Below are 22,206 nucleotides of genomic sequence, written 5' to 3' on the forward strand. Positions count from 1 at the left end.
CATGCGCGCGCTCGTGGCCAAGCCGTCGGCCGCCGTGTCCTGGGCGCATGGACCCTTGCAGCGCAAGTGTTCGACCTGCGGCACTTCGCATGCGAAAGCCGAATGCCCCAAGTGCAAACAACAGGCGGCGAACGCCGCGTCGGGGACGCAGGATGCGCTGGAACACGAAGCCGATCGCGTCGCGGACCAGGTGCTCAAGGGCGCGAATGCCGCAAGCACCGGCGCGGCGCCAACTTCGATCCAGCGCCGCGCCAACCGCGCCGCATCGCCCACGCCGCAAGTTCCCAATAGCGTCCATCGCACGCTCGCGGAATCCGGGCGCCCCCTGCAACCGCGCGTGCGGCGCGACATGGAACACCGCTTCGGCCACGACTTTTCCAGCGTGCGCGTGCACACCGGCGCCAGCGCCGATCGTTCCGCACGCGATGTCGATGCGCAGGCGTATACCGTGGGCCGGCACGTGGTCTTCGCCAGCGGACGCTTCAACCCGGAGCAGCCGGAAGGCAGGCGCCTGCTCGCGCACGAACTGACGCACGTGGTGCAGCAGGGCCACGCGAACCCCGGCGGCGTGCTGCGTTATTCGCCCCGCGGCGATCACCACGCCCCCGCCGAGCGCGAAGCCGAACGCAACGCGGCGCGCATCGACCAGGCCGGCCGACTCAACGTCACCGTCCGCTACACGGGCACGCCGATGCTCAATCGCGCGCCCAATTCGCCGGGCGGCTGCGGTGTGTGCATGAACCCGATGCTGGCCGGAACGCTGGTCCACAGCCTGGTGGGGCGAAAGACCGGAATCATGGGAATCTTCCATGAGGAGGGAGGGGGTGCGGAAGCCGAATTCCGCATCAGTGCACCCGTCCCCGGTGCACGTGGTGGACGCCTCGACATGGCCGTGGTCCGGCCGCGCGAGCAGACCATCTACATAGGCGAACTCAAGCCGAACAGCGCCGGCGGCGCCACTTCGGCCCGTGCGGACCTGGCGTTCTATTTCGCCCTGATCGCATCGCACCCGCAGTGGAGCAACTACTTCGCCCGCCTGATGAAGAGGGAGCACTTCACACCGCGGCCGCTGGCGCTGAAGAACCCACGCCTGCCCGCATGCCCCGTGCAGACCGTCACCATCACCAATCCCCAGCCGGGCGTGTATCTGTACGAGTGCACCCCTCACGCCACCACGCTCGAGGCGACACCGGCCTGCAAATGCAGGAAGCAGAAGAAGAAAAAGAAAAAGAAGAGCAAGAAGAAGCAGCAGAAAAAGAAAACCAGGCAGCAGAAAAAGAAGACGCCGACGAAGCAGAAGGCAAAGCCGAAGGCGAAAAAGCCCAAGGCGACCAAGCCGAAGAAGCCCGCGAAGCCGAAGAAGCCCAAGGCACCGAAGAAAAAGGCACCCAAGAAGCCGGCGTCGAAGAAGCCATCGAACCAACCCAAACCCAAGTCGGCGGGCGGTGCCGCCAACGTGGGCTTCGGGCTGTCGATTTTCAGCGTCAGTGGCGGCGCGGGAAACGCCGGTGTTGGCATCTCCGTGTTTTCCACCAGCACGTCGTTCGGTACGGCGGGCGCAAGCGTTTCGCTCTTCTCCGACTCCATTGCCGGCGGCGCTGCGGCGGTGAGCGCGAGCGCCGACAGTTCGAGCGCGACGGGTCTCTCCGTGGGAGCGACGGCGAGCAAGGGCAGCACCAGTATCGGTGGCGCCACGGCCACCGCGGGTACCGATGACGGCAGCACGACCGCAGCGGCCGCGACCGCCACCCAGAGCAATGGCAAGGAGAATGTGCAGGCCGCCGCAGGCGTTGCGGGTTCGGGCGACGCCGAAGGCAGCATCAAGGCGGAGGCCGGCAGCACGACATCCGGCAACACGCAGGGCGACCAGGGCGCAGGCTCCGGCGACAAGTCCGTCGACGCGAAGGACCTGCACGGCGACAAGGGCAGTGGCACGGGAAAAGCCCAGCCCTCACCGGCGGGCAAGCCCGGCACGGGTACAGGCACGGGCGGCACGACCTCGTCATCGGCAAAGCCCGGGGACAAAAAGGGATCGGGAACCGGCACCGGCACCGGCACTGGCACTGGCAAGACTGCAACTCCGGGCACGGGCACAGGCAGCGGGCAGAAGACCGACACCGGCCAGCCCGGCACCGGCCAGGCTGCGGGAGATGCAACGACGCAACCGGGTACGGGCGCGAGCAGCGCCGGTCAGCAAGGCCAGGGAACCGGTCCCAAGAGTACCGGCGACCTCAAGAGCGAACTCGCCGACATCCTTGGCGTGCTCGACCCGAACTCCAAACCGGAGGACCGGCAGAAGGCCGCGGAAGAAGCTGTCAAGATCAACGAAATGCTCAAGACGGCCTCTGCCGCGCAGAAGGCCCTGCTCGCGCAACTGGCGCAGCACAACGGCAACGAATACCGCGTGCCGGCATCGGACTGGGTCGACAAGATCCTGCAGGCCACCAAGGGCATCACCGAGGACGACCTCAAGTTCCTGGCCACGCTCAACTGGACACCCGGACACGTCACTGCCGAAGAACTGCGCAAGCGCGTCCTCAAGGCACTGGAAGACAAGAAAAAGCCACCGAGCGAAAGCAAGGGCGACGCCAAGTCCACCGGCAAGCAACCGCCCACCGGCGAAGCCGGCCAGGGCAAGGGCCAGGGCGCGGGTAGCGGCGTCGGCAAGGGCGCAGGCGCGTCGAGCAGGAAGGACGAAGGCTCCGCACCACCGGGCGAAGGCAGCAAGAGCGGCCCGGACAGCGGCAAGTTCACGGTCGCGCGGCCCTTCAAGGGCGATCTGAAGGATGTGCACGAACGCGACTACCAGTTCGTGGTCGACAAGCAGATCACCGCGTCCACCGGCAAAGGTGCGAAGCCGCTGATGACGCTGCAGTGGATCGGCGATGACAAGAAGGCCTACTACTACAAGCTCACCTACGAAGTCACCGAAGCACCGACGGAGAAGAAGGACGACAAGAAACCCAACGTGACCTGGCTCTACTTCACGCTGGAGTCGACCAACACCGAGCTGATCGATATCGCGCCCGAAGGCCAGGCGCCCTTCCTGATCAGGCCCAGGCGCCCCGCCTGGTACCGGGTGCAGAAGCCATGAGCAAACCGACGGCCACTGCAAACCGGGGACGCGCGCCGGCGAAAGCACCGGCCCGGGCCGCGCGTGCGAAACCGCAACCTGCGAAGCGCACATTCGCCGCACCGGCCTTCGCCGCAGCCGAAGCAGTCCTGCAGGGCGGCGGCCAGCCGCTGGAGCCGAACCTGCGCGCACACATGGAGCGCGCCTTCGGACACGACTTCGGTGCCGTGCGCGTGCATTGCGACAGCGCCGCGCACGAGTCGGCGCATGCACTGGGTGCGCGTGCGTACGCGGTCGGCCGGCATCTCGTGTTCGATCGCAACGAATACCGGCCCGCTGCGCCGGAGGGCCAACGCCTGCTCGCCCACGAACTGGCGCATGTCGTGCAACAGGGGCCGCTCGACTATCGTGCGGATCGCCCGCTGCAGCTCGAATCCGGCGATTCCGCACTCGAACGCGAAGCCCATCGCGCCGCGGATGCCGCGCCGTGCGGCGATCGCGTTCACGTGTCGCACGCAGCGGACACCGGCGTCCAGCGCCTGCAGCGAGCGGAGCACGGGACCTACGTGTCCACCATCGGCTCCAGTCCGTATCTCGATGCCGGCGAGCAGTTCTATCGCACCTGGGGCCATCCCAACGTCAAGCGCGTCGCCCACATGGGCCAGGTACTGGACGACCTGGATACGGCCACGAACCCGATCGAATCCTTCCGCATCGTCTCGCACGGCTCATCCCTGGGACTGGAACTGGGCCTGTTGCCGGAAATCGCCAGCGACTACTTCTGGGCCCAGCCCGTCGGCGACACGCCCGCGGCCACGCGGTACACGACCGAGAGCGGATTCCGCAAGGAGTTCGCCAACAAACGCATCCTGGTCGAAAGCAAGTTCGTCGAGATCTACAACGCGCTGTGGAAGGACGCGGCAACACAGGCCTTGCTGACCACGCTGGGCGGCGCCAAGGATCCGCCGAACGAGGAAAGCAACCTCGGCATCGTGCTCCGCGCCATCGCCGATGAGCGATTCCTCGCCGACGTCGAGCTCGCCGATGGAGGCAAACCCGACATTCCCAACAAGGCCGCGCTGCAGGCCTTCATCAAACTGCGCCGCGATACCTACGGGAAGCTGCTGGTCGAGGCCAAACCGAAAGACGAACAGGCAGACGCCAAAAAGGCGATCGCCGACCTCGGCAAAAAGCTGCCGGCCGTGATGGCTGCCGCCAGGATCAGCTTCGGCAAGATCGACAAAGACGAAGCCAAGACATTTGCGGATGATTTCGTGGAAACACCCGGCAAGCGCAGCGGGTTGAAGAAGAGCTTCACCAGATCGATACGGGAAGGCGCCGGCGGCCCGTTCCTGAAGCGGCTCAGGAGCGTGCGCAGCAAGATCAACGGCAAGACGCAAATCGAGATCCGCGGCTGCAACGTCGGCAAGGACATCAAGACCATGGATGGCCTGCGCGCCTTCTTCGGCAACCCCGACGCGCTGCCGGCCCTGTCCGCGCCCGATCTGTTCCAGTTCTTCTTCCAGCTCAACGTCAAGAGCTACCACAAGGACGAGGAAGCCGATCTGGAGGCCGCTTACGGCGACAGCCGCCTGGGCATCCAGACTGCGTTCGAGGACCTGCGTCGCATGAAGGCCGGCGAAGTGATCCGCCTGCACGTCGGCGGAAAGCTCGACGACCTGGCGAAGAAGTACGGGTTCGACGCTTCCAAGGCACGGCGGTTCACGCCGGAAATCGAGAAGTTCGATGAGCTCAGGGAAGGCGACCTGCTCTGGCTGGTGCAACGCGAAGTCGTGCCATTGGGCCGTTACAAATCGCTGGATGACTTCTGCCAGCAGTACCTGGGAAACAAGTATCTGTGGCCGAAGGTCCTGGCCGTGAATCCCGGTATCGGCGACCCCAAGCTGCTGGGTCCCGGCGACAGGATCACCGTTCCCAGGGATCTGCTGGGCAAGCCGTTCGCCGCGGTAGGCACGGGCAAGAACGATTTCGTCGCAGCCGTGCGCGGCGGCGAAGCAGTCGCGGGGCTGGCGAGCGCCATCGATGTCAAGCAACGCACCCGACGTGGCGTGGTCACGACCGAGCAGACGTTCGCTCATCCACGCCCGGTGCTGCACATCGACGACGCCAGGCGCAACGAAGCGCTGGGCAAGTGGCTGGCCACCCAGAAGTTCGATCCCAAGGGCCGCACTGCCGCCGAGCTGAGCAAGCGTTTCGGCAAGAACGCGGCACAGTTCGAGGCTGGCCGGGCCGGCACCTACGTGCAGTTCCTCACCCGTGGCTATCCGAACGCGGTCGATCCGATCTTCCCGGAGGACCGGCGCTACGACAGCCACATCATCAGGCGGCCCTGAACATGCCCTCCTCCTTTCCCAATTCCCCCCGGTTGCTGCGCGGCGGACTCGTCCTGGTCGACCCGGACTCGGGCCAGGTGCGGCGCGTCATCGCGCTGCAGTACAACCCGGATTCGCTCAATCGCACCCTGCAGGTGATGGCCGCGGGCGAAGGCGGCGAACGTTCGGAAGTGTTGCGACTGAAAGGGCCGGCCGTGGAAACCATCAAGCTGGAAGCGGAGATCGATGCCGCCGACCAGCTCGAGTTTCCGGAACAGAACGCCGCCGTCGTCGAGTTCGGCATCCAGCCGCAACTGGCCGCGCTGGAAGGACTGATCAACCCCGCCTCCGCGGATCTGCTGTCGGGCAACGGCATCGCCGGCGCCGGCACGATCGAGATCGCCCCCACGCAGGCGCCGCTCACGCTCTTCGTGTGGAGCAAGCAGCGCATCCTGCCCGTGCGCATCACCGAGTTCTCGATCACCGAGGAAGCCTTCGATCCCGCCCTCAATCCGCTGCGCGCCAAGGTGAGCCTTGGCCTGCGCGTGCTGTCGGTGAACGACGTCGGCTTCTCGCACAAGGCCGGCAACCTGTTCATGGGCTACCTGCAGAACAAGGAACGCCTGGCCGGCAAGGCGCCGGGCGCGGCGCTGGGCGCGCTCGGCATCGGAGGCATCCCGTGAACGAAGCCCTCAAGCAACTGGAAAACCTGCTGCAGAACGCCGCAGCCGGCCCGAAGCCGTTTCCGCCGAACAGCCGCTACAACGGCTTGCCGCTGCTGACGCACACCTTCGCCGACGGGCGCCCGGTGGCCTATCTCGCGCGTCGTTTCGTACCGCCGCCGGAGCGCTTCAGCACGATGGGCACGCATCGCGTCGTCGAAGGCGATCGGCTCGACAATCTCGCGGCGCGTTATCTCGGCGATCCGGAACAGTACTGGAAGCTGTGCGACGGCAACGGCGCACTGCGGCCGGACGAACTGGTGGAAGCCATCGGCCGCAGCCTGCGCATCACCCTGCCGGAGGGGTTGGGATCGCCGTGAACGGATTCGATCTCGACCAGAAGCCGCCCGTGCCGACGTCGTCGACGCCGACGCGTCGCCCGGACGCGACGCAGTCCGACAAGCCGCGCGAGAAGGCGCAGGCCGGGCCGGACCAGGCGGCGCGCCGGCCCGACTTCTCCACCTTGCGCATGCGCGCCGGCGAGGAAGGCGCACCCACTGCGGCAACCGGTCAGCAGACGAAACCAGCCCAGGGCGCACCCGGCGGACCTGCTGCTCCGGTTGCCGCCCCTTCCGCAGATGCAGCGAACGCCGATACAACCGCTACAGGCAGGCAGGACGTGCGCAAGACGGGCGCGGACGCGTGGTCGGAAACCTGCGACCGTTTCGCGCACAACCGCTCCGACCTCACGCCCGCGCATCGTCGCCGGATCGAAGCGCTCGCCGCCGCGATTTCGACGCGCCTGACGCTCGCGACAGGCAGCCGTGCGCGGGTGAGCATAAAGGGGCACACCGATACGTCCGGCGATGAAGCACGCAATCTCGCGCTCGGCATGCAACGCGCCGAAGCCGCGCGTTCCGCGCTGTCGCTGGCGTTGAGCAAGTACAGGCTGGGGGCCAATCAACTGACGCCGATCCTCGCCGAATCGATGGGCGAATCGCAGCCGGTCAACGCCGCCGGCGATGGCGTGAAGGATGCGGGCAACCGCCGCGTCGAAATCACCGTGACCATCGAAGGCCCTGCCCCCTCACCCACGCCGAAACCCGTCGCGAGGGTGCAGCCGCGTCCGCCGGTGCTGACCCTGCCGCCGGACTACGACCCGACACCGCCGGGTCCGCGGCGCCGCGACGACAACTGGTGGCAACGCGCGGAAGAAAACCAGCGCAGGATCGAACGGTTCGACCGCCAGCATCCGCGCAAGCCGAAGAGCATCAACGACGTGCTCGTCGACGGCGTCACCCGCGCGCTCGAGCCGGTAATCGCCCGCTTGCCCCGATCGCTGCGCAACAAGGCGCGCGAGGGCATCCGCGCGGGTATCGAAAAAGGCACGGAAGCCGGCTGCGACGCGGCGATCGACGCCAGCGGCGTGAACGGCGAGCAGGCCGAGGCGATCAAGGCCGCCTGCCATGCCGCACTGCAGACGAAGCCGGGAGGAAAGCCGTGATGCTCGACGGCCTGCACCTCACATTGCTGATCGGCCCCGCCGTGCCGGTGCCCGCGCCGACGGAAGTCCTCGACGCGCTCGAGGGTGTGCAGATCAACAGCGGCGGCGATCGCAGCGGCTTCCAGCTCAGCTTCCAGGTCGGCAAGCGTTCGGTGCTGCAGACCACGCTGCTGCCGGCGGGCTACTTCGATCCGATCGTCACGCGCGTGATAGTCATTGCGACGGTGCGCGGCATTCCCAACGTGCTGGCCGATGGCGTCGTCACCCGGCAGGAACTGTCGCCCAGCAACGACCCGGGCAAGTCGACGCTGACGATCACCGGCGAGGACCTGAGCCTGCTCATGGACCTCGTCGAGATGCCGTTCATGCGTTTTCCCGCCATGCCGGTGATCGCGCGCGTGTACGCGATCCTCGCCAAGTACGCCGCGTTCGGCATCGCGCCGATCGCGATTCCGCCGATCGTTCCCGACATCCCCAACCCGCTCGAGGAGATGCCGCACCAGAACGGCACCGACCGCGAATACCTGCAGCAGCTGGCGAGCAGCTGCGGCTACACCTTCTACGTCGAACCCGGTCCCACGCCCGGCGCCAACATCGCCTACTTCGGTCCCGACGTGCGCATTCCGGCGCCGCAACCGGCGCTCAACGTCAACATGGATGCGCACACCAATGTCGAGTCGCTGAGCTTCAGCCTCGACGGCACCGCGAAGAAGATCGTGGTGATGACGGTGATGGATCCGATCACGCGGCGCACGCCCATACCGATTCCGGTCCCGAACATCAGCGTGCTGCGTCCACCGATGGGTGTGCGTCCGACACCACCCGCGCGCGTGGAGTTTCCCGGTTATGTCGCGCACCTCAATCCCTCCGACGCCGCGAACATGGCGCTGGGCATCGTGCTGGGCGCGCAGGACGCCATCAGCGGCACCGGCACGCTCGACGTGCTGCGCTACGGCCACGTGCTGCGCTCGCGAATGATGGTCGGCGTGCGCGGCGCGGGCCTGGCCTACGACGGCCTCTACTACGTCAACAGCGTCTCGCACGACATCAAGCGCGGGCAGTTCAAGCAGAGCTTCAACCTGTCCCGCGATGGCCTGATCTCCAACACACCGGTGGTGCCACCATGAGCGCGCAAGCTCCCGTCAGCACGAAGAAGTACTACGGCAAGTACCGGGCGATCGTCACCAACAACGTCGATCCGCTGTTCATCGGGCGGATCCAGGTGATCGTCCCCGACGCCGCCTTCCTGGTGCCGAGCACCTGGGTGATGCCCTGCGTGCCGGTGGCGGGCATCAACATGGGCATGTTCTCGCCGCCGCTGATCGGCTCGGGCGTGTGGATCGAATTCGAGCGTGGCGATCCGAGCAAGCCGATCTGGGTGGGCTGCTACTGGGGCATGGGCGCGGAAGTGCCGGTGCTGTCGCGCATCGTGCCGCCGGCCGTGCCGGGCATCACGCTGCAGACGACGCTCAAGAACGGCATCGTCATCAGCGACGTGCCCGGCCCCACCGGCGGCATCATGATCCAGACGACGCTGGGCGCGATGATTTCGGTCAGCGACGTCGGCATCGTCATTTCCAACGGCAAGGGCGCGATGATCAGCCTCGTCGGCCCGGCCATCCAGATGGTGGGCGCGCCGATCGACATGAACGGCGCGGCCCTCACGGTGATGTGAGATGCCCGGTCCCGTCCTCCATGCCGGTGCGGTCGTGCTCTGCGCGCACGGCGGGCAGGCCACGCCGACCGCGCCGGTCCCGCGCGTGACGGTGAGCGGACAACCGGTGGCGACCATCGTCGCGCCCTATGCCGTCGCGGGCTGTCCTTTCCCATCCGCCTCCGGAGGTCCCTGCGTTACCGCGCAATGGATCGTGGGAGCGTTGCGCGTGCTGGCGATGGGGCAGCCGCTGGCGATCCAGTCCGGTGTCGCGCTTTGCGTACCGACCGGAACGCCCCTGATGCCCACCGTCGTGCAACCGCGCGTGATTGCGTCGTGAGGTGACCGCATGAACCTCGCCAGCCCCTATCGCTTCGACCACCGCGGACGCACAGCCGAACGCGATCTGGAACGCTACGTGCGCGATCTGATCGAAGCGGTGCTGTTCACCGCGCCCGGCGAACGCGTGATGCGCCCGGACTTCGGCAGCGGCGTCGCCCAGCTGGTGTTCGCGCCCAACTCGCCCGAACTCGCCGGCGCCACCCAGATGCTGGTGCAGGGCGCGCTCAACCAGTTCCTCGGCGACTGGATCACCGTGCGCGACATCCGCGTCGAAGCCAGCGACGCCGTGCTCAGCGTGAAAGTCGCCTATTCAGTGATCGGCAGCGACCAGGTGCAGATCGCCGACTTCGTGCGCGGAGGCGGGCCATGAAATACCACTGCTGCGATCGCTACCGCCGCAACGCCGTCGCCGCGCATCCGACGCTCAACGGGCTGGACTATCTCGAAGTCCTCGACCGCGATCTGCCGGAGACGCACGCATTCCGTCAGCGCACGCTGTTCCTGCATTTCCTCAAGCCGATCGCCGGCCTGGGCCGCGACAACCTGCGACTGACGGGCGGCGACCGCATCCGCAACGTCGCCATCGAGTGGGCGCAACCCGGTGTGCCAACCCCCGCTGCACTGACGGCGGAAGAAGCCGCGCTGCTCGCGGCCCTGCCCCATCCGGACCGCGTGCTGGTGGTGCGCACGGACTCGACCGGCGATCGCTCCACCTATCGCATGCAGCTGGTGACTTCGCCGCTGGACGATCGCGTGCCCGACGGCTTCGATCCGCAACTGGCGCAGATCGACTTCTCGTTCAAGGTGGAATGCGACAGCGACTTCGACTGCCGCGTCGAACACCGCTGCCCGCCGCAGGAACTGCCCGAGCCGGAGATCAATTACCTGGCGAAGGACTACGCCAGCTTCCGTCGCCTGCTGCTCGATCGCATCGCCCAGCTGATCCCCGATCAGCGCAACCGTCCCGCCGCCGACACCGGCGTGATGCTGACCGAGCTGCTGGCCTACGTCGGCGACCACCTGAGCTACCGGCAGGACGCCGCCGCGACCGAAGCCTATCTCGGTACCGCACGCAAGCGCGTCTCGCTGCGGCGCCACGCACTGCTGGTCGATTACGCCATGCACGACGGCTGCAATGCGCGCACCTGGATGCAGATCGGGGTCGATGCCGCGAAGATCGACCTGGGCACGGACGGCACGCGCTTCCTCACCCGGTGCCAGGGACTGCCGGTGACGATCAAGCCCACGTCGCCGGACTACGACCGCGCGATGCAGCTGCATCCGGAAGTCTTCGAACCCATGCACAAGGCCGTGCTGCGACAACTGCACAACGAGCTGCCGCTCTACACCTGGGGCGACGAACGCTGCTGCCTGCCCAGGGGCGCGACGCGCGCGACGCTGCGCGGGCATTTTCCCGATCTCGCCGTCGGCGACGCGCTGCTGTTCGAGGAAATCGTCGGACCGACGACGGGATTGCCAGACGATGCCGATCCGGAGCACCGGCATGTGGTGCGCCTGACCGAAGTGATCCACACCGATGCGGGCAATCCGCTGGTGGATCCGCTCGACGACACCGAGATCACGGAGATCGCGTGGAGCGGGGACGACGCGCTGCCGTTCGCCCTGTGCGTGTCGTCGGTCACCGACGAGGATCACGGCAGCAGCTTCATTGGCAAGGTCAGCGTCGCCCGCGGCAATCTGGTCCTGGTCGACCATGGCCTGAGCATCGGCAACGAGTCTCTCGGCACGGTGCCCGAACCCGCCCTGCTGTACGCGCCGCGTGGCGCCAGCGACCGCTGCGACCCCTTGCCACTGGTCTCGGTGCGCCCCCGCTTCAACCCGCAACTGGCGCTGGCGCCGCTCACCCAGGCGGCCGATTTCGATCCCGCGGCGCCGGCCGCCCTGGCGATGCGCTGGCCGTTGCAGACGGTGAAGCCGTGCATCGCCCTCGAAGGCACGCTCGGCAGCGACGTGCGCGAGTGGCGACCGAAACGCGACCTGCTCAACAGCCGCGCGGACGCGGACGAGTTCGTCGCCGAAGTCGACGAACTGCAGCGTTGCGCGTTGCGCTTCGGCGACGACCGCAACGGACATTTTCCGGAAAGCGGCACCGCCTTCGTGGCGAGCTATCGCGTCGGCAACGGCGCGGCCGGCAACGTCGGCGCCGAATCCATCGTCCACATCGTCACCAGCGAAGACGGGATCGTCGCGGTACGCAATCCCTTGGCCGCACGGGGCGGCACGGACCCGGAGACTTCCGAGTCCGCCCGCCGCCGCGCGCCGGAGGCCTATCGCCGCCAGGAACGCGCGGTGACACCGGAGGACTACGCGGAAGTCAGCGAACGCCACGACGACGTGCAGAACGCGGCCGCGACGCTGCGCTGGACCGGCAGCTGGCACACGGTCTTCGTCACCGTGGACCGCGAAGGCGGCGACACGCTGACCGCGCCGTTCGCCGATTCGCTGACGCGCCACATCGACCGCTACCGCATGGCGGGGCACGACCTGGAGCTCAACGAGCCGATCTTCGTGCCACTGGAGCTCGCGCTGCACGTGTGCGTGAAGGCCGACCACTTCCGCAGCGACGTCAAGCGCGCACTGGAGGAACTCTTCAGCAGTCGTGTGCTGCGCGACGGACGGCGCGGGTTGTTCCATCCCGACAACTTCAGCTTCGGCGACCCGGTCTATCTCAGCCGCCTGTACGCGGCCGCGCATGCCGTGCCGGGCGTGCTGTCGGTCAAGGTCACCGCGTTCCGCCGGCAGGGTTCGAAGGACGAGCTCGCGCTACAGGAAGGACGCATCGCACTGGGCCGTCTGGAAATCGCGCGCCTGGACAACGATCCGAATTTCCCCGAACGCGGTGTGCTGAGCATGGAACTGCACGGAGGCAAATAGGCCATGAGCGAACAAGCCAACGACTGCGGTTGCTGCGCCGGCTCCGCCCGGCCGCCGGGGGTACGTTTCAATGCGCCGGGATTGCCGGCGATCGACTATCGCATCGGCCGCCATGGCGAGTTCAAGGCCGCCCTGCTCGCGCGCGTGTCGAGTTCGCGATTCCCCGCGCTGGCGGGACTGCGCACGCGCGAGAACGACGACTTCACCATCGCCTGGTGCGATGCCGGCGCGGTGATGCTCGATGTGTTGAGCTTCTACCAGGAGCGCATGGCCAACGAGGCCTATCTGCGCACGTCGGTGGAACGGCGCTCGATCGTCGAACTCGCGCGACTGATCGGCTACCGGCCTTCGCCCGGCGTCGCCGCTTCGACGCATCTGGCCTTCACGCTGGAAGACGCGCCGGGCATGCCTTCGCTTGCCGCCGGCCCGGTGACCGTGCCGGTGGGCACGCGCGTGCAGTCGATCCCCGGACCCGACGAACAGCCGCAGACTTTCGAAACGGTCGAACCGGTACTGGCGCGCGTGGGATGGAACGCGATTCCCGCTCAGCAGAGCGAAGCGCAGACCTTGCCCGCCGGCACGCGCGAGCTGTTCCTCGCCGGCGTCGACACGCAGCTGCAGCCCGGCGACATGCTGCTGCTGGTGGGCACCGAACGCTTCGACTCCAGCGCCAGCAAGCGCTGGGCGGTGCGCCCTCTGCTCACCGTCGAAGCCGACAACGATCGCAGGATAACCCGCGTCACCTGGGACGAAGCCCTGGGCGCCAACAACCTGCAGTGGAACTCCGACAAGGCGGTGCGCGTGTTCGCGTTGCGTGCGCGTGCCGGCCTGTTCGGCAACAACGCGCCCGACCCGCGCATGCTCAAGCTGGGCTACATCTCCGGCATCACCACGTGGCCGTGGGGAAACAACTGGGCGAACTACCAGATCCAGGGCGGCAACATCGACCTCGACGGCACGTATCCGAAGATCGTCGCCGGCGGATGGGTGGTGCTCGCGGGCGGATCGGGCAGTGAGGGCGATGCCTCGTTGCCGGGCGAGGAACTGCTCGTGCGGATCAACAGCGTCCGGCAACTGTCGCGCAGCGCCTACGGCCTGTCGCAACGCCTCACCCGCCTCAAGGGCGACGTGAATCCCGATCCGGCCCACTTCGCGCTGCCCGACACGCTGGTGCTGGCGCAAAGCGAGGAACTCCGGCTGGCGCCGCGCTACCTGCCCTACCCGGCCTACGGCGCCGAACTCGCGCTCGACCGACGCGTCGCGGATCTCGAACCGCGCCAGCCGCTCGCATTGAGCGGCAAACGCCAGCGCCTGCGCATCGTGGCCGACGATCCCGCGCTGAAGTTCGTGCCCGATGGTGGCACCGCGGTCGCGACACGTCCGGGCGACAGTTTCGTCGTGCTCGCGCCGCCGGTGTGGCTGCTGTCGCCGTGGGAGCTCGCGCTGCCGCCGTGGCTGCTCGAGGTGTTCCTGCGCTTCAAGCCCGGCCTCACCCTGCGCTGGCGCCTCGCCGATCGCAGCGGTGCCGAAGGCGTGCTCGACGGTTCGCCGTTCTCGGTCGCGCTGGAACCCGCGCGCAAGGACGACCCGGTCGTCAGCGAATTGCGCCACGTCGCCAAGCCGGCGAATGCCGTCGCGCATACCCGCGATCGCACCGTGCTGCAGCTCGATGCCGCGATGGCGCATGTCTACGACCGCACCACGCTCACCGTCTGCGCCAACCTCGCGCCCGCCACGCACGGCGAACGCGTGGGCGAGATCGCCGGCAGCGGCGACGCCGCGCTGCCGGGACAGCGCTTCGTCCTCAAGCAGTCGCCGCTGACCTATGTCAGCGCCGCCACGCCGGCCGGACGCGCATCCACGCTGGAGGTGCGCGTCGACGGACAACTGTGGAACGAGGTGCCGTCCTTGTTCGGGCGCGGCCCCAGGGAACACGTCTATGCGCTGCGGCAGGACGACGAACAGCGCACCATCGTGCAGTTCGGCGACAACCAGGAAGGTGCGCGCCTGAGCAGTGGCCAGGACAACGTGCGCCTGAGCTACCGCAAGGGGCTCGGCGTCGAGGGCAATGTCCGCAGCGGACAGCTCACGACCCTGCTCGGACGGCCGCTGGGCGTGAAGGCCGCCTGCAACCCGGTCGCCGCCACCGGCGGGCAGGATCCCGAATCCCGCGACGAGGCGCGCCGCAACGCACCGCTGACCATGCTGACGCTGGGTCGCGCGGTCTCCGTGCAGGATTACACCGACTTCGCGCGCAGCTTCGCCGGCGTGGCGAAGGCCTGCGCGATCTGGCTGAAGTCCGGGCCGGCCCGCGGCATCCATCTGACCATTGCCGGCCCCAACGGCGACGCCATCGTTGCCGGCAGCGCCACGCACCAGCACCTGACCGAGGCGTTGCGCAGATACGGCGATCCGCTGATTCCGCTGCGCATCACCAGCTATGCGCCGGTGCGGTTCCGGATCAGGGCCCGGATCAAGGTCGATGCGGCCTTCGTCGTCGAGGACGTGCTCAAGGCGGCGCGCCAGCGCCTGCACAGCCACTTCGCCTTCGACCAGCGCGACTTCCTGCAGCAGGTGGCGATAGACGAAGTGATGGCGGTCATCCAGAACGTGTCGGGCGTGGAAGCCGTCGACGTGGACGAACTCTACCGGCTCGATCCGGGCGCGACTCCCGACCTCGTCGCGCGTCTGTTCGCCAAACCGCCGCAACTGCAACCCGACGGCAGCGTCGCGCCGGCCGAACTGGTGACGCTCGATTCCGACCAGCTGGCGCTGGAGGTGATGCCATGAACTTCGACCAGCACAAGCTGATGTCGCTGTTGCCGGCGTTCCAGCGTCTGCGCGATGGCCAGATCGCGCAGGAACTCGGGCTGGCGGCCGGTCCGCTGCAGGAACTGCTGGCGCTGATGGCCGAGCAGATCGCTGTCATCGAGGAAGACCTGGAGCAGCTGCAGGACGATGCCTTCATCGAAACCTGCGCCGAATGGGCGGTCCCGTACATCGGCGACCTGATCGGCTACCGCGCGCTGTACGGCGTGGCATCGCGCGTCGCCAATGCCCGCGCGGAAGTGGCGCACACGATTGCCTATCGCCGGCGCAAGGGCACCGCGACCGTCCTGGAACAGCTCGCCCGCGATGTCACCGACTGGAATGCCTGCGCGGTCGAATTCTTCCAGCGTCTCATCACCACCCAGTACATGAACCACCGCCGCGTCTGGGTGCACGCGGCGCCGGATCTGCGCAACTGGCAGGCGCTGGACCGCGTCGGCAGCGCCTTCGACGCAATGCCGCGCACGATCGACGTGCGCCGGATCGAGAGCGGACGCGGCAGGCACAACATTCCCAACATCGGCCTGTTCCTGTGGCCGCTCGACGCCTGGCCGCTGAGCTACTCGCCCGCCGCGCGGGTCGATGACCGGCGCTGGCGCTTCAGCCCGCTCAACCACGACCAGCCGCTGGTGACGCGGCCCGAAACCGAGGATGACATCACCCATCTCGCGACACCGCTGAACGTGCCGCGCCCGATCGGTCGCCGCGTGCTGCACGAAGACCAGCGCAAGGCGGCCGCGGCCGATCCGCAGCGACCCGTGCAGTACTACAGCGACGGTGCCCTGCGCCGCAGCCTGCGCCTGTACGTCGGCACCACCGAGCCACTGCCCGCGGTCGACTACAAGGACGTGTGCGTCTGCAATCTCGCCGACGACGCCGGCAGCTGGGCGCATCTCCCGCCTGCGGGGAAGTACGCGATCGATCCGGTGCTCGGCCGCATTGCGCTGCCTCCCGGGCTGCCTGCGGGCACCCGCGTGCGCGTCGACTGGCACTACGGCTTCGGCGCGGCGCTCGGAGGCGGCGAATACGAACGCGCGGCGACCTTCGCGGAGCCCGCATCGACCACGCCGGTGCGCGTTCCGCAGGATCACGCGACCATCCAGGCTGCGATCACCGCGCTGGGCGGACAGGGCGTCGTGGAGATCACCGACAGCGGCCGCTACGAGGAAACGCTGGCCATCGACGTGGCCGCGAGCCAGCGCATCGAACTGCGCGCGCGCAACGGCCATCGCCCCACGCTGGTGCTGGGCGGCGAAATGCCCCTGACCGGCGGCCAGGACGGCGAGATCGTGCTGAACGGACTGCTGATCTGCGGCGACCGGCTCAACGTCGTCGACGACGGCAGCAATCGTCTGCGCAAACTCACGCTGCGCCATTGCACCCTGGTGCCGGGACACGAACTCAATGCCGACGGCTCGCCGGTGTCGCCGGGCGATGTGTCGCTGCGGGTGGAAATCCCGGACGTGCAGACGCGACTGGAGCGTTGCATCGTCGGCGCGCTGCGCGTGGTCGAAGGCTCCGAATCGCAACTGCTGGACTGCATCGTCGATGCCACGGCGCAGGAACGCGTGGCCTATGCCGCGCTCGATGGCGATGCCGCGGGCGGACCATTGACCCTGGAGGCCTGCACCTGCATCGGCAAGCTGCACGTGCTGCGCTTCGTGCTGGTTTCCAACTCGATCCTGCTGGCGGAACCGGCGACCGGCGATACCTGGGCGGCACCGGTCGTGGCCGAGCGCCGGCAACTGGGCTGCGTGCGCTACAGCTATGTGCCGGCCACGGCGCGTACGCCGCGGCGGTTCCGTTGCGTACCGGGCGAGGACACCACGGACTCACCGGTATTGCGCTTCGGTTCGCTCCGCTACGGCACGGCGATCTATGCGCAACTCGGCCAGGCGGCCAGCCGGCAGGTGCGCATGGGCGCCGACGACGAGGGCGAAATGGGCGCCTATCACCACGTGCACGGACCGCAGCGCGAAGCCAACCTGCGCCTGCGTCTGGACGAATACCTGCGGGTCGGCCTGGAGGCCGGCGTGTTCTACGAGACCTGAGTTTGCCCGGCGGATTTCGAAACCTGGCCGCCGCGCCGACCAGTGACTGGATTCAATGAGGAGCGTGTCATGAGCGGAGACTTCAGCCGGATCACCTTCGACCCCTGGGACGACGATCTCGGCGTGCTGCTGCAACAGGGACGGCCGCTCAGCGATGCCGAATGGAACGCGCTCGCATTGCAACTGCGACGCCGCATGCAGGTGGACACGCTCGACACGATCGGCCCGGCCGTGGTGCCGTTGCAGACGCCCGATGCCTTCAAGCTCGGCTTCTCCGGCGGCAACCTGAGCATCGGCGTCGGCCGCATGTACGTGGACGGGCTGCTGGCGCAGAACCACGGCAGCGGCACCAGGACCTGGGATCCGCAGCTGGAAGAGGAAGTCGGCACGCAGCCGGTGTTCTACGCGCCGCCCGCCTCCGATCCGGATGCCGGACAGCCGTACTATCCGAACCCGCCGGCCTTGCCCACCAGCGGGCGGCATCTCGTCTACCTGGACGTGTGGACGCGAGAGGTCAGCCACCTCGTCCGCCCCGATCTGATCGAGAAGGCCGTCGGCGTCGACAGCACCACGCGACTGCAGACGGTGTGGCAGGTGAAGCTGCTGCCCAACGTCGGATCCACCGCCAACTGCGCCACGCCGCTGGATTCCATCCCGGGCTGGCTGCCGGAGCACGCGCCTTCGGCCGCGCGCCTGACCACCACCACCGCGCCGGTGCCGGGCGAACCCGATCCCTGCCTCATTCCGCCGGGCGGCGGCTACAAAGGCCTGGAAAACCAGCTCTATCGCATCGAGATCCACAAGGGCGGCGGCCTGGGCACCGCGACGTTCAAATGGTCGCGCGACAACGCCAGCGTCGAGACGCGCGTGACGCACATTCCGGCGCTCAACCAGCTGGTGGTCGAAAGCATCGGCAAGGATTCAGTGTTGCGCTTCTCCGACGGCGACTGGATCGAGATCACCGACGACTGGCGCGAACTCCACAACGAACCGGGCGAACTGCGCCGGATCAGGATCGGCAACGGCGTCGACGATGCGACGCGCACCATCGTTCTCGAACAGCCGCTGCCGGCGGGCCTGTTCCCCACCGATGCGCAGAACCGCACCCAGCCTGCGCGGCATACGCGCATCAAGCGCTGGGACCAGCGCGGCAAGGTCCTCGACCAGAATGGCGCATTGCTGCAGGACCTGGATCTCGCCACGGCGACCGGCGAGATCACCGTGCCCGCCAGCGGCGCGGTAAGCGTGCTGCTGGAGCACAACGTCATCGCCAGCTTCAGCCTGGATCCCGCGGGCGGCGCGATGAAGAGCGGCGATGCCTGGGTGTTCGCCGCGCGCAGCACCGACGCGACCATCGAAGAACTCGACGCCGCGCCGCCGCTGGCGATCCATCACCACTACGCCAAGCTCGGCTTCGTCACCTTTCCGACCGGACTGACCGACTGCCGCATCTTCTGGCCGCCGCCGGCCGGCAATGGCGGCGGCGGTGGCGACAAGGTCGACCACTGCGCCTGTACCGTGTGCGTCACTCCGGCGCAGCACGAAGCCAACAACCCCTCGATCCAGGACGCCATCGACAAGGTCATCGCCGCCGGTGGCGGCACCGTCTGCCTGCAGGTGGGGCATTACGAGCTGCGCGAACCCCTGAAGATCGTTGGTGCAAGTTCCCTGCGGATCGTCGGCAAGGGCTGGAACACCGAGCTGGTCTCCGACACCCAGGTGTTCTGGCCAATCGAGAAATGCCACGACATCGGCCTTGCGCATTTCACCGCGCTCTCGCGTGGAGGCGGCGACATCGCGGGCGTGATGCTGTTGCGCGAGGTGGAAAGCGCGCAGCTGGAGCACCTGCGCATCGGTGCGGAGAAGACGGGCACCGGCATCCTGCTGGAAGGTGCCCTGTCCGACCTTTCGATCCGCGACAACCAGATCAAGGCATTCGTGGGCATCGGCAGTGGCGGCGTCAATGCGGCGGGTGTCGCGACCGGGCTGATGGACCTCCGCATCGAGGACAACCTGTTCAACTGCGAGGAATGCGCGATCTCCCTGGCCGACGTGACCGTGCACCACGCCGTATCGCGCATCGCCAACAACGCCGTGCGCGGTTGCCGCAAGGCCGGTTTCATCCTGACGGGCGCGAGTACCGATGGCTCGGGTGTCGACATCGCCGGCAATTCCCTGCAGGTGATGGGCGACGGGATGCATGTCGGCATGGACGGCCCGCGGGTCGCCGACAACAACGTGGCCGTCATCAAGCAGACCGGCGACGAGAACGTCGGTATCCGCCTGGTGCCGGGGCTCACCGGCGACAACGGCATGAACGGCTGCCAGCTGGTGGGCAACCGGATCGCCGACTTCTTCGGCGGCATCGAGCTCGACGTGCCGCTGGCCAACGCGATGATCCGGCGCAACGAGATCTCGGGCAGCGAGCTCGGCCTCTACACCCGCGACGGCGTCCGCATCCGCGAGCTCAGCATCCTGGGTAACCAGTTCCTCCGCATCACGGGGGAGGCCATGCGCGTGCAGAGCTTCCCGATGGACGACATCGGCGCACGCCTGGCGGTCAACGCCAACCAGATCGAGGTGCAGAGCCCGCGCACCGGCGTGCAGCTCGTCTGTCGCGACGGCGACGTCGTGTTCAGCGACAACCAGTGCCTGCAGGCCGGCGCCAAGGACGATCCCTGCATCTTCGTGATGGCGGACACGATCGTCGCTGCGTCGAACCGGCTCACGGCGCAGAACAAGGCGTCGATCCTCCTGCAGCCGCGCATGGGCCGCGTACCGTGCTGCACCGTCGTGGGCAACATCACTTCGGGAGAGATCCACGTCGGCACCGTCGGCACCGCCCTGCCCCTCCCATGGCATCCCCTGAACCTGATGAACGTATGAGCGCGTTGCGCCAGGAGCATGTATGGCCACGAAGAAAACGGCGCGCCGCGCCGCCAGGAAGGCAAAACCCGCAAAGACACCCACCGCGAAGCCCGCGAAGAAGGCCTCCGCGCGCAAGCGCCCGGCGCCACCCGCTGTCGCAAAGGCGACCGCGACGCGCGAGCCCGTCGCGCCACTGGAGTGGGCGCGCATGGACGATGCGGGCGCGCATCACGCGACGCGCGCCGGCCTGGTCCAGGACGGCATCGTCCGGCTGCGTCATCGGTTGCGCGCGTCGGGGGCCGCGTTGCGCGCGACGCGTGCAGACACCGGTGAGGCACCGGATATCGACAAGGCCCTGAAGCATCTGGCCGATCAGTTCCGGAACATGCTCGACGGCTGAGCCTTCACCCCGATTGCCCGGTGGGCCGTGATTCAGCCTGACGCCGTCGTCACACGCGACCGTGACATGCCGCCATGCACACTGCGTCCATCCCTGAAACGAGGTGGACTGCATGGATCATCTGGCACATACCGGCAACAACGTCCTGATCGTCGAGGACGAAAAGCTGCTCGCCATGATGCTGGAGGATCTGTTGATGGAAACCGGCCACCGCGTCGTGCACGCCGGTTCGCTCGGCGAGGCGCTGTCGCTGGTCGAACACCAGCGCTTCGACGCGGCGATCCTGGATATCAATATCGGGGGACAGGACGTCTTTCCGGTGGCCGCACGCCTGCGCGAACTGCAAACGCCTTTCGTGTTCGCCTCGGCCACCGACGTGAAGCAGATAGGCCCGGAGTTCCGCCGCGAGCCACTGATCGCCAAGCCCTACACCATCGACCAGGTGCAGCAGTCCCTGGACCGGATGCTGGCCGCACGGGTGTGAGTCCGTAGCGGCGTCACGGACGACGCCACGCTCATTCGTACTGGTTCGCCGCCACCGAATTGCCGAGCGCATCCTTCGCAAGCTGCACATGACCGCGCGAGGAACGCGTGGCGGCGCGGGACAACCGCAGCGTCGTGTTGTTGCGCGCAAAGCGATTGTCCTCGACCCGGAAGCCGCGCGTCTTACCGCGCAAGGCCACGCCAGCGCGGCGATTGCCACGGATGGTGTTGCCCGACACGACGCCGCCGTTGGCGGACACCGTGAAGATGCCGAAGCCGTTGCCCTCGATGGTGCAGTTGCGGATCGTCACGCGCGAGGCGCGGTGGTACGCCTGGATGCCGCCACCGCGATTGCCTTTCACGATGCAGCGCTCGATCGTGATGTCGTCGGCAGTGCCGGGCTTGTCCGGCTCGATGTCGATGCCGTACTCGGGCTTGGTGCCGTGCGTGTCGCTGAATTCGGAATCCCGCACGCGCACACGACGCGACCGGCCGATGGTGAGTCCCTGCCGGCGATTGCCGCGGCAGCGCACGTTCGCGATCAGGATGTCGGTGGACGGGCGCCCCTCCGCGCCGACCTTCGCGAGGCCACCGACGGAAATTCCGTCGCCCCAGCATCGCGAAATGGTCATGTCGCGCACGCTCACCCGCGAGGCACCGCGGATCATGATCCCATGGCCCCATTCGCCGGTCTTGCCCAGATGCGCATCGCGTTCGCCGACGATGGCACCGCCGGAGATCGTCACGTCGCTGACGCCTTCGACCAGCAGCACGTAGGCGCGCGGCGCGGCATTGGGCTTGGCCATGAGCACGGCATCGGGCGCCAGGCGCAGGTCGATGCCGTTGCGCAGGCGCAGGCTGCGCTGGGGATCGATCAGATAGCGGCCCGCGGGAACCTCGACCAGACCCGTGCCGCGTGCGGCACGATCGATCGCGCGCTGGAATGCGGCCGTATCGTCGCCGATGCCGTCGCCGCGCGCCCCGAGCGCACGCACGTCGACACCTTCGCGCACTGCCGACGCCAGGGCCGGCCAGCGCAGCGGCGCCAGCACCAGCAGCGCCAGCGAGGCGCGCAGACAACGCCGCCTGCCCTCTTCCCTGCTCCGCATGCG

The 22,206-nt window shown here is 67.7% G+C and carries 16 protein-coding genes; 15 read left to right on the top strand and 1 reads right to left on the bottom strand.

Annotated elements, in window-relative coordinates; genetic code table 11:
- Position 1: 1 nt before the first annotated feature.
- From ACFPN1_RS03225 to ACFPN1_RS03295, 15 genes are all read left to right on the top strand, one after another.
- Complete coding sequence (locus ACFPN1_RS03225; RefSeq protein ID WP_386752930.1) at positions 2–3,094, top strand: eCIS core domain-containing protein; 3,093 nt, start codon at positions 2–4, stop codon at positions 3,092–3,094.
- Positions 3,091–5,427: an eCIS core domain-containing protein gene (locus tag ACFPN1_RS03230; protein WP_386752932.1), complete on the top strand. Its 2,337-nt coding sequence runs from the start codon at positions 3,091–3,093 to the stop codon at positions 5,425–5,427. The genes ACFPN1_RS03225 and ACFPN1_RS03230 overlap by 4 nt, the downstream gene beginning before the upstream one ends.
- 2 nt (positions 5,428–5,429) lie before the next feature.
- Complete coding sequence (locus ACFPN1_RS03235; RefSeq protein WP_386752933.1) at positions 5,430–6,089, top strand: hypothetical protein; 660 nt, start codon at positions 5,430–5,432, stop codon at positions 6,087–6,089.
- Positions 6,086–6,448 (top strand): LysM domain-containing protein, encoded by a 363-nt coding sequence (locus ACFPN1_RS03240; RefSeq protein WP_386752935.1) that lies wholly within the window; start codon positions 6,086–6,088, stop codon positions 6,446–6,448. The genes ACFPN1_RS03235 and ACFPN1_RS03240 overlap by 4 nt, the downstream gene beginning before the upstream one ends.
- Complete coding sequence (locus ACFPN1_RS03245) at positions 6,445–7,572, top strand: OmpA family protein (protein ID WP_386752937.1); 1,128 nt, start codon at positions 6,445–6,447, stop codon at positions 7,570–7,572. Before ACFPN1_RS03240 ends, ACFPN1_RS03245 begins: the two co-directional genes overlap by 4 nt.
- Positions 7,572–8,699: a hypothetical protein gene (locus ACFPN1_RS03250; RefSeq protein ID WP_386752939.1), complete on the top strand. Its 1,128-nt coding sequence runs from the start codon at positions 7,572–7,574 to the stop codon at positions 8,697–8,699. Before ACFPN1_RS03245 ends, ACFPN1_RS03250 begins: the two co-directional genes overlap by 1 nt.
- On the top strand, positions 8,696–9,247 hold the full coding sequence (locus tag ACFPN1_RS03255) for a phage baseplate assembly protein V (RefSeq protein WP_386752941.1): 552 nt from the start codon (positions 8,696–8,698) through the stop codon (positions 9,245–9,247). The genes ACFPN1_RS03250 and ACFPN1_RS03255 overlap by 4 nt, the downstream gene beginning before the upstream one ends.
- A 1-nt stretch (position 9,248) precedes the next feature.
- On the top strand, positions 9,249–9,566 hold the full coding sequence (locus ACFPN1_RS03260; protein WP_386752943.1) for a hypothetical protein: 318 nt from the start codon (positions 9,249–9,251) through the stop codon (positions 9,564–9,566).
- A 9-nt stretch (positions 9,567–9,575) separates the two neighbouring features.
- A complete protein-coding gene (locus tag ACFPN1_RS03265; RefSeq protein ID WP_386752945.1) occupies positions 9,576–9,938 on the top strand; it encodes a GPW/gp25 family protein in 363 nt (120 codons plus the stop codon).
- On the top strand, positions 9,935–12,463 hold the full coding sequence (locus ACFPN1_RS03270; protein WP_386752947.1) for a putative baseplate assembly protein: 2,529 nt from the start codon (positions 9,935–9,937) through the stop codon (positions 12,461–12,463). Before ACFPN1_RS03265 ends, ACFPN1_RS03270 begins: the two co-directional genes overlap by 4 nt.
- Positions 12,464–12,466: 3 nt before the next feature.
- On the top strand, positions 12,467–15,253 hold the full coding sequence (locus ACFPN1_RS03275) for a putative baseplate assembly protein (protein WP_386752949.1): 2,787 nt from the start codon (positions 12,467–12,469) through the stop codon (positions 15,251–15,253).
- A complete protein-coding gene (locus ACFPN1_RS03280) occupies positions 15,250–17,343 on the top strand; it encodes a hypothetical protein (protein WP_386752951.1) in 2,094 nt (697 codons plus the stop codon). Before ACFPN1_RS03275 ends, ACFPN1_RS03280 begins: the two co-directional genes overlap by 4 nt.
- A 69-nt stretch (positions 17,344–17,412) precedes the next feature.
- Positions 17,413–20,229 (top strand): DUF6519 domain-containing protein, encoded by a 2,817-nt coding sequence (locus ACFPN1_RS03285; RefSeq protein WP_386752953.1) that lies wholly within the window; start codon positions 17,413–17,415, stop codon positions 20,227–20,229.
- Positions 20,230–20,251: 22 nt separating this feature from the next.
- Positions 20,252–20,611, top strand: coding sequence for a hypothetical protein (locus ACFPN1_RS03290; protein ID WP_386752955.1), 360 nt, complete (start codon positions 20,252–20,254; stop codon positions 20,609–20,611).
- A gap of 112 nt (positions 20,612–20,723) precedes the next feature.
- Positions 20,724–21,095, top strand: coding sequence for a response regulator (locus ACFPN1_RS03295; RefSeq protein WP_386752957.1), 372 nt, complete (start codon positions 20,724–20,726; stop codon positions 21,093–21,095).
- A gap of 31 nt (positions 21,096–21,126) precedes the next feature.
- On the opposite strand, the gene ACFPN1_RS03300 is transcribed toward ACFPN1_RS03295, so the two are convergent.
- Positions 21,127–22,203, bottom strand: a complete 1,077-nt coding sequence (locus ACFPN1_RS03300; RefSeq protein WP_386752959.1) for a right-handed parallel beta-helix repeat-containing protein — start codon at positions 22,201–22,203, stop codon at positions 21,127–21,129.
- Positions 22,204–22,206: the final 3 nt, after the last annotated feature.

It is taken from the genome of Lysobacter yangpyeongensis, from assembly GCF_042655745.1.
Classification (GTDB): Bacteria; Pseudomonadota; Gammaproteobacteria; order Xanthomonadales; family Xanthomonadaceae; genus Agrilutibacter; species Agrilutibacter yangpyeongensis.